The following is a 13,096-nucleotide window of genomic DNA, read 5'->3' on the forward strand; positions in this document are numbered from 1 at the left end:
CCGGAGTTGCCTGACTCGACAGCGACTGTATGTTTTTTACTCAGACAGGCTGGTCGAAATTGAATCATTCAATGTCGGAAACGCCCTGATCTGGTGCCGATACTGGCGATCAGTTGCACCACAGGAGCCACCCTATCGCTCTTGCGACATCGTCGTTACAAGCAAATCAGCATTTACCCGCAAAAACCTGACTGCCTGGCCAGGAAATTGCTTTATCCACAGGCGATCCTCTTACCTTGAGCCTGTCATGCCAAACCCTGTGACATCTGCACGCCTGCAGCTGCGTGCCATCAGCAAGCGCTATCCGGGCTGCCTGGCCAACGATGCCATTGACCTGAATATCGCCTCCGGAGAAATCCACGCCCTGCTCGGCGAAAACGGCGCAGGCAAAAGCACCTTGATGAAGATCATCTACGGCGTGACGCAGCCCGATTCAGGCGAAATCGTCTGGCAGGGACAGGCTCTGAAAATGCGTAACCCAGCCCAGGCCCGCAGCCTGGGCATTGGCATGGTGTTTCAGCATTTCTCATTATTCGAGACCCTGACCGTAGCCCAGAACATCGCCCTGGCGATGGGCGGCGCGGCCGGTACGCCAAAGCAACTGGAGCCCAAAATCCGTGAAGTCTCCCAACGCTATGGCATGGCGGTCGAGCCGCAGCGACTTGTCCACAGCCTGTCGATCGGCGAGCGGCAGAAAGTCGAGATCATTCGTTGCCTGATGCAGGACATCCGCCTGTTGATTCTTGATGAGCCGACTTCAGTGCTGACGCCGCAGGAAGCCGACGAACTATTCGTCACCCTGCGCCGCCTGGCCGCTGAAGGCTGCAGCATTCTATTTATCAGTCACAAGCTGGGTGAAGTCCGCGCCTTGTGTCATAGCGCGACGGTATTGCGCGGCGGCAAAGTGTCCGGCCACTGTATTCCGGCACAATGTTCGGATCTGGAGCTGGCGCGGTTGATGGTCGGCGATGCTGAAGGCCTGACCGCGCAGTATCCAAAAGTCGCGGGGCATAAACCGTTCCTGCAGGTGGAAAAACTCTCCTGGCATAACCCCGATCCGTTCGGTTGCTCTCTGGTCAATCTCGATCTTGAAGTGCGCAGCGGCGAAATCGTCGGCATTGCGGGCGTCGCAGGTAATGGTCAGGACGAGCTGCTGGCCCTGCTCAGCGGCGAACAAACAGTAAGCAACTCGCTGTCATCCAGTATTCGCTTTGCAGACTTGAACGTTGGTCATCTACGTCCCGATGCACGGCGTAAAAACGGCCTGGCGTTTGTTCCAGCGGAACGACTCGGGCACGGCGCGGTGCCGGACTTGAGCCTAAGCGATAACGCGCTGCTGACCGCATTTCAGCAAGGACTGGTCAGCAAGGGCCTGGTCCAACGCGGCAAGGTCCGAAGCCTGGCCGATGAAATCATCAAACGCTTCGCAGTGAAAACTCCGGACGCTCAAGCGCCCGCTCGAAGCCTGTCCGGCGGTAACTTGCAGAAATTCATTCTGGGCCGCGAGATCTTGCAGAACCCGAAACTGCTGGTCGCCGCGCATCCAACGTGGGGCGTCGATGTGGGGGCCGCCGCAGCGATTCATCGCGCGTTGATTGCCTTGCGCGATGCGGGCGCAGCGATTCTGGTGATTTCCGAAGATCTCGACGAACTCTTCCAGATCAGCGACCGCCTTGCCGCGCTGAGCAGTGGCAGGCTCTCCCCTCTTGTACCGACCGGGCAGACCTCGCCCGTGCAGATCGGCGGCTGGATGGCCGGTGAATTCGATGCACCGCCTGGCACTCAACCTCAATTCCAAGCCGCCGCGCTTAATTAACGGAGTTTCCGATGCTGCTTTCTCTGGAACCGCGCGGGCAACAATCGCGGGCCATGCTGTGGTTTTCGCCGCTGCTGGCCGCTGTATTGACCCTGATCTGCGGCTCATTACTGTTTATCGCCCTGGGTCTGGACCCTTTGCTCACTCTGCATACGTTGCTGATTGCACCGGTCAGCGACTGGTATGGCGTATCCGAATTGATGGTCAAGGCGCTGCCCATTCTGCTCTGCGCGCTGGGTTTGGCAGTGGCTTACCAGGCGCGTATATGGAACATCGGTGCCGAAGGCCAATTGTTGATGGGCGCGCTGGCTGGCAGCGCATTGGCAGTCAATATCATCGACATGGAAAGCCGCTGGGCACTGGTGCTGGTTCTGCTGGTTGGCACACTCGGTGGCGCGGCATGGGCTGGCTTGACCGCCTGGCTGCGCACCCATTTCAATGCCAATGAAATCCTGACCAGCATCATGCTCAACTACATCGCGCTGAACCTGCTGCTGTTCTTCGTGCATGGACCGTTGAAAGACCCTGCCGGGATGAATTTCCCTGAGTCAGCGATGTTTGGTGACGCTAGCCGCTTGCCACTGCTGACCGAGGACGGCCGCGTGCATGCCGGTGTGTACTTCGCCTTGCTGGCTTTGGTCGCAGTCTGGGTTTTGCTGCAACGCAGCTTTGTCGGTTTCCAGATCAAAGTGCTGGGGCTGGATAAACGAGCTGCAGGCTTCGTCGGGTTTCGCGAAAAACGTCTGGTCTGGCTGGCCTTGCTGATAAGCGGCGGCCTCGCAGGATTGGCCGGGGTAAGCGAAGTCGCCGGGCCCATTGGTCAGCTAGTTCCGCAAGTGTCGCCGGGTTACGGCTACGCAGCGATCACCGTGGCCTTTCTCGGCCGCTTGAATCCAATCGGGATTCTGTTCGCCAGCTTGCTGATGGCGTTGCTCTATCTGGGCGGCGAAAACGCGCAAATGGCTCTTAACCTGCCGCAAGCCATCACACAGCTGTTTCAAGGCATGATGCTGTTTTTCCTGCTGGCCTGCGATGTGCTGATTCTCTATCGCCCACGCCTGAATGCGCGCTGGGCCAAACGTCAGATGGCACCCGCTGCCACGGGAGCTGTGTGATGGATATCGATCTGCTGAGCAATATTTTCTTCGCCATGGTGCGTTGCGGGACTCCGCTGCTGCTGGTCGCACTGGGCGAATTGATCTGCGAAAAAAGCGGAGTCCTCAATCTTGGGCAAGAAGGCATGATGCTGTTCGGTGCGGTGATCGGTTTCATCATCGCCTTGAGCACCGGCAACCTGTGGCTCGGTGTGCTGCTGGCGATGATGGCGGGCATGCTGCTGTCGGGATTATTCGCGGTGGTGGCGCTGGTCTTCAATGCCAATCAGGTCGCAACAGGTTTGGCGTTGACTATCTTTGGCGTTGGTTTGTCGAGCTTCGTCGGCGCAGCCTGGGTGGGTAAACCGCTGCAAGGTTTCGAGCCAATTCTGATCCCTTACTTGAGCGACATCCCGTTGATCGGCCGCATGCTGTTTGCTCAGGACATTTTGGTGTACCTGTCCTTCGCGCTGTTTGCCCTCGTGGCCTGGACGCTGCTGAAAAGCCGCGTCGGATTGATCATTCAGGCCGTTGGCGAGAACCCGGACGCAGCCAGCGCCATGGGCTTGCCGGTGCTGCGCGTGCGTACTCTAGCAGTGCTGTTCGGTGGCGCCATGGCCGGACTGGCCGGGGCTTACCTGTCTCTGGCGTACACGCCGATGTGGGCCGAAAACATGAGTGCCGGTCGTGGCTGGATCGCCCTGGCGCTGGTGGTGTTCGCCAGTTGGAGAGTGTGGCGCCTGTTGTTGGGTGCGTACCTGTTCGGCCTCGCCAGCATCCTCCATCTGGTGGCGCAAGGTATCGGCCTGGCGATCCCGTCCAACCTGTTGGCGATGCTGCCTTACGTGGCGACCATCGTCGTGTTGGTGCTGCTGTCGCGCAATGCCCTGCGCACGCGTCTTTATGCCCCGGTTTCGCTAGGACAGCCCTGGCAGGCGGGGCATTAACGCAGCGCTGAAAAAAATGATGCTGTAGGAACACAACGAGCACCGCGAGGCGCGATAGCGTTCGGCCTGAAACACCGCTATCGCCGCCTCGCCGTGCTCGTGGGCTCCTACAGTCGCTGGTTAATCGGGCGAACCGGCCACAGCTGCAACACCGCCCACATCATTTCCATGATCAGGAATCCCGCCAGCAACCACGTTGCTCCCTGCATCAGGGCATAGGCCTGCCACGTCGCGAAGAGCAGTCGACCTGCCGCGTCGTAACGTCCGAAAATCATCTGCGGATCGCGAATCCGAAGCACTGACCACACGCAAACAATCGAACCCAACAAGTTGGCCATCAACATATGCATGGGCTCGAACGGTGGCATCGCGCCGGGAACATTCCAGGCTTGGCTCACACTGGATAACAGCCCATGCAAGGCGACAAAACTCCATGGTGTTACAAAAGCAGCTGTGACGATCAGGTCGTACCAGCCACTGGCACGAACCAGTTGCCTATAGTGTTGCGGTTGCCACATAAAAACGCTCCAGAGGATTTAATATTCCAACAGGCTAAAGGCTGGAGTACGCTCCAGGGTCAACCCCAAGGAACGGAAAAATGCGCATTGGTGAATTGGCTCAAGCCACCGCGGTCAGCCGCGACACTCTGCGGTTTTATGAGCAGCGTGGTTTGATTGCAGCGCAACGCAGCGATAACGGCTATCGGCACTATCCTGCGGAGATGGTGCAACTGGTGCAGTTCATCAAAACCGCGCAGCGCCTGGGTTTCAGCCTGAACGAAATCGGACACAGCGTTGCCGAACTCTGGAAGGCTCCAGCGCCAGACCTGGCCATTGCTCAATTACTTCGGGACAAACTCGTGCTGATCGAGACACGCATCGCTGAACTCGGCGAACTGCGCATCGAGTTACAGAATCGTCTGGGCCAGAGCTGCCCGCTGAGCCCCTGATAACTTTTCAAGGAGAAAAATCTTGTCCACTCAAAAAACTGCACTGATCGTCGGCGCCTCTCGTGGCATCGGCCTGGGACTGGTCAAACGGCTGACTGAACAAAACTGGAACGTCACTGCCACCGTTCGCGATCCACAAAAAGCAACTGATCTCAAAGCAATATCCGGCGTCCGTATCGAGACTCTTGATCTGGATGACGTCGCATCTCTGGATGCTCTGAAAAACAAACTGGAGGGGCAAGTCTTCGATGCGCTGGTCATCAATGCCGGGATCATGGGGCCGAGGCCACAAAGTGCCGAGCAGGTCACCACGGCGGAACTGACTCAATTGTTCCTCACTAACGCTATAGCACCTATCCGGCTGGCTGAACGCCTCGTTCAGCAGATCCGGCCCACTACAGGTGTATTGGCTTTCATGAGTTCCAGATTTGGCAGCGTTACCTGTCCGGACGGGGCAGATGCTTCGCTGTACAAGGCGAGCAAAGCGGCCCTCAACTCCCTGACCAACACTTTCGTCCTGCAGTTGCCAGCGCCTCGCCCAACCGTTTTGTCTTTACACCCGGGCTGGGTGAAAACCGATATGGGCGGCGAAGGTGCGGCTATCGACGTTGAAACCAGCACTAGCGGGCTGGTGGAACAGCTCGTGGCCTATGCGGGTAAAGGCGGACATCATTTTGTGGACTACAAGGGCGAAACTATTCCGTGGTGATCTAGCAGAGGTCGCAGTTTCCTGTGGGAGCGGTGCTTGCCCGCGATTGAAGCGCTGATGTTTGTCAGATAAACCGCGGTGCCCCTATCGCGGGCAAGCACCGCTCCCACAAAGATCTCGACCCGACATAAAATGCGGTTAGAATCGCCGAGCGCTGAGATGCACCCGGCGACCCTGGATCAGCAGACAGGGCAACACTGAGCTGGCTAACCTGAACCTGTCTTTCAGAGGAGCCGGCACGATGCCTGCGATCCGTATCTGGTTGAAAAATCCCCTCGCTGTTTTCACGGCCAATGCCCTCGATGCCCGAGGCGGTCTGGTGATTGAAAACGGTGTCATCGTCGAAATGCTCGGCGTGGCTCAGCAACCTGCCAGCCCGTGCGGTCAAGTATTCGACGCCCGCGAGCATGTTCTGCTGCCGGGCTTGATCAACACCCATCACCATTTTTATCAAACCCTGACCCGTGCCTGGGCTCCGGTGGTCAACCAGCCTTTGTTTCCGTGGCTGAAGACTTTGTATCCGGTCTGGGCGAGGCTGACTCCCGAGAAGCTCGCGCTGGCCAGCAAAGTCGCACTGGCCGAGCTGCTGCTGTCGGGTTGCACCACAGCAGCGGATCATCACTACCTGTTTCCGGACGGGCTGGAAAACGCCATTGATGTCCAGGTTGAAAGCGTCCGCGAACTGGGAATGCGCGCCATGCTCACCCGCGGCTCAATGAGTCTGGGTGAAGACGATGGAGGTTTGCCGCCGCAACAAACCGTGCAGCAGGGAGAGGTAATTCTTGAAGACAGCCAGCGCCTGATCGAGCGCTATCACCAGCGTGGCGCGGGCGCGCAGATCCAGATCGCCCTGGCGCCCTGCTCACCCTTTTCAGTTACGCCGCAGATCATGCGTGAAAGCGCAGCGTTGGCGGAAAAGCTCGACGTGCGCCTGCACACTCACCTGGCCGAAACCCTCGATGAAGAAGATTTCTGCCTGCAGCGTTTCGGCCTGCGCACGGTGGATTATCTCGACAGCGTTGGCTGGCTGGGGCCGCGGACCTGGCTGGCCCACGGCATTCATTTCAACCCTGACGAAATCGCCCGACTGGGCGCAGCAGGCACCGGTGTTTGTCATTGCCCGAGCTCCAACATGCGCCTGGCTTCCGGCATTTGCCCGACACTGGATCTGATCGCAGCAGGCGCGCCGTTGGGGCTTGGCGTAGACGGCTCGGCCTCCAATGACGCCTCGAACATGATCCTCGAAACGCGGCAGGCGCTGTACCTGCAACGTCTGCGTTATGGCGCAGAAAAAATCACACCCGAGCTGGTGCTTGGCTGGGCAACAAAGGGCTCGGCGCAGTTACTCGGCCGTAGCGACATAGGTGAGCTGGCAGTCGGTAAACAGGCGGACCTGGCACTGTTCAAGCTGGATGAACTGCGCTTTTCCGGGAGCCATGATCCGTTATCGGCGCTGCTGTTGTGCGGCGCTGATCGTGCTGATCGGGTGATGATTGGCGGCCAGTGGAGAGTGATTGATGGTCAGGTCGAAGGGCTCGATCTGAAGGGGTTGATTGCTGATCACAGCCAGGCAGCGCGAGAGTTGATTCGCGGCTGATCAACGCGTTCCTGTTGGAGCGAGGCTTGCCCGCGAATGATACGCCTGGGTTCTACCAGAACGACCGCATCATCGCCCTTCGCGGGCAAGCCTCGCTCCAACATATTCAGCCAGTGGTGCGTTATTTCAAGAAAGCGCTATAACCCCAACAACGACAGCATGATGAACGTCGCGAACAACACAAAGTGGGTCATGCCCTCTATCGCGTTGGTTTCACCATCATTCAGGTTGATTGCGCTCACCAGCAGGGTGATGAAAATCATCACGGTCTGCACCGGGGTCATTGCCATTTGAAACGGTTGGCCGCTGTAAAGTGCCATGGCTTCCATGACGGGTACGGTGAGGATCACGGTCGACAGCGACGCACCCAGCGCGATATTCACCACCGATTGCATCCGGTTTGCCAAAGCAGCGCGCAATGCAGTCAGAATCTCCGGTGCCGCAGAAATGGCCGCCACCAGAATCGCCGTCATGACCGGCGGTGCGCCAGTACCTTCAAGCCCTAGATCAACGGTCTTGGACATGACTTCCGCCAGTGCACCAATCACCACCACGCCCAGCATCAGAATCCCGATCGACAGCGTCAGATTGACCGGTTCGCTCTCGGCTTCAGGTTGATCCTTGCGCTTCTTTTTCTCTGGATAGCTGTAGCTGAAAAAGTAGCTGTGCGGCCCGACCTGCATGCGCAGGAACAAGGTGTAAAGCAGGATCATCGCGCCAATGGTGAACGCCGAATACAGCTTCCAGTCGCCTTCGGGGATGAACTCGGGAACCACCATGGAAACGCCCATCGCGGTGAGAATCATCACGCTGTACGTGCGGGCTGAATCGTCGTTGTAGGACTGTTCGCCGTGCTTGATACCGCCCATCAGGGCAGCCAGACCAAGGATGCCATTGATATCGAGCATCACTGCCGAGTAAATCGTGTCGCGCACCAATGTTGGCGACGGTTCATTACTCATCATGATCGCCAGGATGACCACTTCGACCAGCACCGCTGAAAGGGTGAGGATCATGGTGCCGTAGGGATCGCCGACTTTCTCTGCAAGCAACTCCGCATGGTGAGCCACGCGCAACGACGCGCAGACGATAAAACCTACCAGCGCAATCCCCGCCGTCAGCGCAACGCCCTGCCCGTTATTGAGGAACGAATGCTCGAACACGTAGGCGACAACTGTCGCGATGATCGCGAGCAGGAGAAATTTTTCTTGCTTGAGTATTGAGCCCATGACTAGCCTTTAAACCTTCCTGGGTGAAACGTCCGGATAACGTGTTCAAGGCGTTGAGAGTGCCGAGTGTAAGCAAAGGTTTCAAAACTGTTGATAACTTGATTGGAACGCCGCTACCCGTAGGAGCGCGCTTGCCCGCGATCCATTTGATCATTTAGCACCTCACCGCCTGGACTGACGCCATCGCGGGCAAGCGCGCTCCCACCCGTTCAGGAAAGGCGCACCAGTTGGCGGCAACACGTGCCTTTCTTGCACCGTCCAGCATCGCTTTGCGCTACTAAAAGCAGCTACAACCCCAGCCCTGTCATTAACTGTCCAGTTGGTCAGTTTTTTGCATTGTTCGAGCAACCCGCTTAGACGGCCGTGCCAACAAGACCACTAGGAGCTAGACCCGATGCACTCCACCACTCACCCGCGTCGCCCCCTGAAAAAATTGCTGTGCGCCATGGCCGCGGTCGTTGGCCTGGGTTCCAGCCTGCTGGCATCAGCGGCAGACCCGCTGAAAGTCGGCTTCGTCTATATCGGCCCGATCGGCGATCACGGCTGGACGTATCAGCATGAACAGGGCCGCAAGGCTATGGTTGAAGCTCTGGGCGACAAGGTCACCACCAGTTATGTCGAAAACGTGCCGGAAGGTGCGGACGCTGAGCGCGTGATCCGCAACATGGCCAAAGGTGGCTACGATCTGGTCTTCACCACCTCGTTTGGTTACATGAACCCGACGTTGAAAGTCGCCAAGCAGTTCCCGAAAGTGACTTTCGAGCACGCGACCGGCTACAAGCAAGACAAGAACATGGGTACCTATCTGGCGCGCACCTATGAAGGTCGCTACGTCGGCGGGTTTCTTGCGGCAAAAATGACCAAGACCAAAAAGATCGGTTACGTAGCCTCGTTCCCGATTCCTGAAGTACTGCGTGACATCGACGCCATTCAGCTGGCATTGAACAAATACAACCCGGGCACCGAGATCAAAGTCGTGTGGGTCAACTCCTGGTTCGATCCGGGCAAAGAAGCTGACGCCGCCAACGCACTGATCGACCAGGGCGTGGACGTCATGTTCCAGCACACCGACAGCCCGGCGCCGATCCAGACGGCTGAGCGTCGTGGCGTCTACGCCGTGGGTTACGCCTCGGACATGGCTCACTTCGGCCCGAAAGCGGTGCTGACCTCCATCGTCAACAACTGGGGACCGCATTACATTCAGGCCACAGAAGGCGTGATCAACGGCACCTGGAAATCTCAGGATTACTGGGGCGGCCTGAAAGAAGGCACGGTTGAGTTGCCGATCAGCGATATCGTCCCGGCGGACGTCAAGGCAGAAGCCGAGAAGATCATTGCCGACATCAAAAGTGGCGCGTTCCACCCGTTCACCGGCCCGATCAAGGATCAGACCGGCGCAGTAAAAATCCCGGAAGGCAAGGTTGCGACCAATGCAGAACTGGCCTCGATGAACTATTACGTTGAGGGCATCAAGGCGGAATTGCCGAAGTAATCAAGACGAGCAACCGCAAACTTGTGGAAGCCATTGCCTGTAGGAGCTGCCGAAGGCTGCGAAAGCGGGGTGTCAGAAAGACCGCTTTCGCAGCCTTCGGCAGCTCCTACAGGGATCTTCGACGGTTGCAAATAAACAATCACGTCAAACCAGAGACAATCCACCGTGAACCAACTCCCGATCATCGACATCGCCCCGCTCTACAGCGATGACCAAATCGCATGGCAAGACATTGCCCGGCAAATCGACCAGGCCTGTCGGGAGTGGGGTTTTTTCTATATCAAAGGCCACCCGATCAGCGCTGAGCGGATTGAACAAGTGGTCGGTACGGCGCAACAATTCTTCGCCCTGCCCCAGGCAGAAAAGCTCAAGATCGACATCACTCAAAGCCGTCACCACCGCGGCTATGGTGCTATTGCGACCGAACAGCTCGACCCGAATATACCGAGCGATCTCAAAGAGACCTTCGACATGGGCTTTCATCTGCCCGCCGATCACCCTGAGGTCGTCGCTGGAAAACCATTACGCGGCCCCAACCGGCATCCCGACATGCCGGGCTGGGAAGCCTTGATGGAACAGCACTATCTGGATATGCAGGCACTCGCGCAGAAGTTGCTTCAGGCGATCACTGTCGCGCTGGGCATCGAGCGTGACTTCTTCGACAAGCGCTTTGTCGCCCCCGTGAGCGTGCTGCGCTTTATCCATTACCCGCCGCGCCATACCGCCACCAGCGCCGAACAACAAGGCGCGGGCGCACACACAGACTATGGCTGTATCACCCTTCTGCATCAGGACTCTGCGGGCGGATTGCAAGTGCGAGATGTGCGCGGCCAGTGGATCGACGCGCCGCCGATTGACGGCACGTTTGTGGTCAACATCGGCGACATGATGGCGCGCTGGAGTAACGACCGATATGTGTCCACGCCCCATCGGGTGGTCAGTCCACTGGGCGTTGATCGCTATTCGATGCCGTTTTTTGTCGAGCCCAACCCGGACACTGAAATTGAATGCTTGCCCGGCTGCAAGAGCGAAACCGAGCCAGCACGCTACCCTGTGACTACTTGCTCGGCATTTTTGCTGTCGCGTTTCGCCGATACCTATGCCTATCGACGGGAGCAAGAGGCCGGGTAAATTTGAACCGCTTGGTCAGGTTTTGCCCATCCCGAAGCACGACTCTGTAGAATGCCGGGCATCTGCACCTGATGAGAAAAGCACATGTACGACTGGTTGAACGCCCTGCCCAAGGCAGAACTGCACCTGCACCTTGAGGGCTCTCTCGAGCCCGAGTTGCTCTTTTCACTCGCCGAACGCAACAAGATCGCGCTGCCGTGGAATGACGTCGAAGCCCTGCGCGGCGCTTACGCCTTCAACAACCTGCAGGAATTCCTCGACCTCTATTACCAGGGCGCAGATGTACTGCGTACCGAGCAGGATTTCTACGACCTGACCTGGGCGTATCTGGAGCGCTGCAAGGCCCAGAACGTGATTCACACCGAACCGTTCTTCGATCCGCAAACTCATACTGACCGGGGTATCCCTTTCGAAGTGGTACTGAACGGCATCACGGGAGCCCTGAAAGACGGCCAATCAAAGCTAGGGATCGGCAGCGGTCTGATTCTCAGCTTCCTGCGCCACTTGAGCGAAGAAGAAGCAGAAAAAACGCTGGACCAGGCGCTGCCGTTTCGCGATGCGTTCGTCGCCGTGGGGTTGGACAGCTCGGAGATGGGCCATCCACCGAGCAAGTTCAAACGCGTCTTCGACCGTGCTCGTCATGAAGGCTTCCTGACCGTGGCCCACGCTGGTGAAGAAGGCCCGCCCGAATACATATGGGAAGCACTGGACCTGCTGAAAATCCAGCGTATCGACCATGGTGTGCGCGCCATCGAAGACGAGCGCCTTATGCAGCGCATCATCGACGAGCAGATTCCGCTGACGGTCTGCCCGCTATCGAACACCAAGCTCTGCGTCTTCGATGACATGGCAAAACACAACATCCTCGACATGCTTGAGCGTGGTGTGAAGGTCACGGTGAATTCCGATGATCCCGCTTATTTCGGCGGCTACGTCACCGAGAACTTCCATGCGCTGTATACCCATCTGGGGATGACCGAGGATCAGGCGAAACGTCTTGCACAAAACAGCCTGGACGCACGACTGATCAAGCCTTGAGCTGACTCCTTATCAGGCGGCAGCCGCGATCTTGTCGATCTCGCGCTGCCCGCTGGACGAAACTTGCAAGGTGCTGGACTCCTCTGTAATGCGCAGCCAGCCCATCTGAATAAAAAGCTGCAACAAACCTGCGCCTAACGCACCGCCCAAATGCGGCGTGACCTCGCTCCTGTCGGCACAGGCACAAACAGTCTCGCGCTGACGCAAAGCAAGTGCCGGCACGTAAATCCCCCTCTCTGCAAACCTCGCCACCCCCACGCTGGTAACTTCGACACGATGTTCCTGTTGTTCGATCCACCCCGCTCCCAGCAACCGTTGATACAACTCGGCAGCCATATCACCGCCAAGGTGATCACTGCAAATACGCGCCTCACGCAAAGGCATGGAAGGCAAAGGTTGCGCAACATTACGGTTGATCTGGGCTGCACTCGCGGCAGAGGCACATGCAAGCGCTTGAAGTGCCGTCGCCACCTGCGGACCCGCCAGACGGAAAAAACGCTTGCGGCCCCGCACTTCCTGCTTCAATAAACCACCAGCAGCCAGTCGCGCCAAATGCGCCCCGGCAGATGATGTCGTCAAGCCCGCAAGCAGGGCCAGCTCATTGGCGGATCGCGCACTACCGTCCATCAAGGCCCAGATCATTGCACTACGCTTCGGGTCAGCCAGCAATGTTGCAACGTGGCTGATGCAAGGTGCATATTCCATATGTTCACTCCCTGTTGAAACATCGTCTATCGCGATGACATGGTGGCAGTAATACAGTTGTAACCAAGAAGCAAGACCGCCATAGTCGAGGCCGTAATGAGCCAGTGAAGTAGAACGCCTCAGGTAACTGACGACCTTTAACCTGGAAAGGCCTCAGGGCACCCACGGCATTGATGACTGCGTTGGTACGGCTTATCAACTTATGCGCAGATCTAATGTGGAGCTCGTAAACAAGGCAACGGCCCGATGATAGACCGGGGCTTACATAACTATGGTCCAACCAACTCCGGACGATCAGTATAAGCCTTGGAACCTTTCACCCGATCAGGCAAACAGAGCATTGCATCAAGAGCATCCGGAGTTTCCTGATCAACCTTGCCCAATCTTTC

General features: G+C 57.6%; 12 protein-coding genes. 9 read left to right on the top strand and 3 right to left on the bottom strand.

All coding sequences use genetic code 11. The annotated features are described in order from the left end of the window. Positions 1-247 precede the first annotated feature (247 nt). Genes K3169_RS26500 through K3169_RS26510 form a run of 3 tightly spaced genes read left to right on the top strand, consistent with a single transcriptional unit; the run spans position 248 to position 3,857 of the window. Positions 248-1,816: an ABC transporter ATP-binding protein gene (locus tag K3169_RS26500; RefSeq protein WP_263268882.1), complete on the top strand. Its 1,569-nt coding sequence runs from the start codon at positions 248-250 to the stop codon at positions 1,814-1,816. Positions 1,817-1,827: 11 nt separating this feature from the next. Continuing rightward, the gene (locus K3169_RS26505) at positions 1,828-2,931 is read left to right on the top strand and encodes an ABC transporter permease (protein ID WP_027901274.1); all 1,104 of its coding nucleotides are present in this window, start codon (positions 1,828-1,830) and stop codon (positions 2,929-2,931) included. Further along, positions 2,931-3,857 (top strand): ABC transporter permease, encoded by a 927-nt coding sequence (locus K3169_RS26510; RefSeq protein ID WP_099269472.1) that lies wholly within the window; start codon positions 2,931-2,933, stop codon positions 3,855-3,857. Before K3169_RS26505 ends, K3169_RS26510 begins: the two co-directional genes overlap by 1 nt. 107 nt (positions 3,858-3,964) lie before the next feature. Here the strand turns inward: K3169_RS26510 and K3169_RS26515 are convergent, their stop codons facing one another. Continuing rightward, complete coding sequence (locus K3169_RS26515) at positions 3,965-4,375, bottom strand: hypothetical protein (RefSeq protein ID WP_263268885.1); 411 nt, start codon at positions 4,373-4,375, stop codon at positions 3,965-3,967. Between the two features lie 80 nt (positions 4,376-4,455). Here K3169_RS26515 and K3169_RS26520 point away from each other — a divergent pair, with 80 nt between their 5' ends. The 3 genes from K3169_RS26520 to K3169_RS26530 all read left to right on the top strand — a co-directional run bounded on the left by K3169_RS26520 (position 4,456) and on the right by K3169_RS26530 (position 7,112). After that, positions 4,456-4,806 (top strand): MerR family transcriptional regulator, encoded by a 351-nt coding sequence (locus K3169_RS26520; RefSeq protein ID WP_027901277.1) that lies wholly within the window; start codon positions 4,456-4,458, stop codon positions 4,804-4,806. A gap of 19 nt (positions 4,807-4,825) precedes the next feature. Further along, entirely contained in the window at positions 4,826-5,515 is a 690-nt protein-coding gene (locus tag K3169_RS26525) for an SDR family oxidoreductase (RefSeq protein WP_122707113.1), read from the top strand. 241 nt (positions 5,516-5,756) lie between these two features. Further along, positions 5,757-7,112 carry an 8-oxoguanine deaminase gene (locus K3169_RS26530; protein ID WP_263268887.1) on the top strand — a complete coding sequence of 452 codons (1,356 nt, stop codon included), beginning with the start codon at positions 5,757-5,759 and terminating at the stop codon, positions 7,110-7,112. Between the two features lie 137 nt (positions 7,113-7,249). On the opposite strand, the gene K3169_RS26535 is transcribed toward K3169_RS26530, so the two are convergent. Continuing rightward, positions 7,250-8,341 carry a calcium:proton antiporter gene (locus K3169_RS26535; RefSeq protein ID WP_027898103.1) on the bottom strand — a complete coding sequence of 364 codons (1,092 nt, stop codon included), beginning with the start codon at positions 8,339-8,341 and terminating at the stop codon, positions 7,250-7,252. Between the two features lie 394 nt (positions 8,342-8,735). Between K3169_RS26535 and K3169_RS26540 the strand changes: the two genes are divergently transcribed. The 3 genes from K3169_RS26540 to K3169_RS26550 all read left to right on the top strand — a co-directional run bounded on the left by K3169_RS26540 (position 8,736) and on the right by K3169_RS26550 (position 12,002). Beyond that, positions 8,736-9,833 (top strand): BMP family ABC transporter substrate-binding protein, encoded by a 1,098-nt coding sequence (locus K3169_RS26540; RefSeq protein WP_027898104.1) that lies wholly within the window; start codon positions 8,736-8,738, stop codon positions 9,831-9,833. A 165-nt stretch (positions 9,834-9,998) separates the two neighbouring features. Continuing rightward, entirely contained in the window at positions 9,999-10,964 is a 966-nt protein-coding gene (locus K3169_RS26545) for a 2-oxoglutarate and iron-dependent oxygenase domain-containing protein (RefSeq protein WP_263268891.1), read from the top strand. Positions 10,965-11,048: 84 nt separating this feature from the next. After that, positions 11,049-12,002 carry an adenosine deaminase gene (locus K3169_RS26550; RefSeq protein WP_263268893.1) on the top strand — a complete coding sequence of 318 codons (954 nt, stop codon included), beginning with the start codon at positions 11,049-11,051 and terminating at the stop codon, positions 12,000-12,002. Between the two features lie 12 nt (positions 12,003-12,014). On the opposite strand, the gene K3169_RS26555 is transcribed toward K3169_RS26550, so the two are convergent. Then, positions 12,015-12,707, bottom strand: a complete 693-nt coding sequence (locus tag K3169_RS26555; RefSeq protein WP_027898604.1) for an ArsR/SmtB family transcription factor — start codon at positions 12,705-12,707, stop codon at positions 12,015-12,017. Between the last annotated feature and the right edge of the window lie 389 nt (positions 12,708-13,096).

Source organism: Pseudomonas phytophila (assembly GCF_025643095.1).
GTDB lineage: Bacteria > Pseudomonadota > Gammaproteobacteria > Pseudomonadales > Pseudomonadaceae > Aquipseudomonas > Aquipseudomonas quasicaspiana.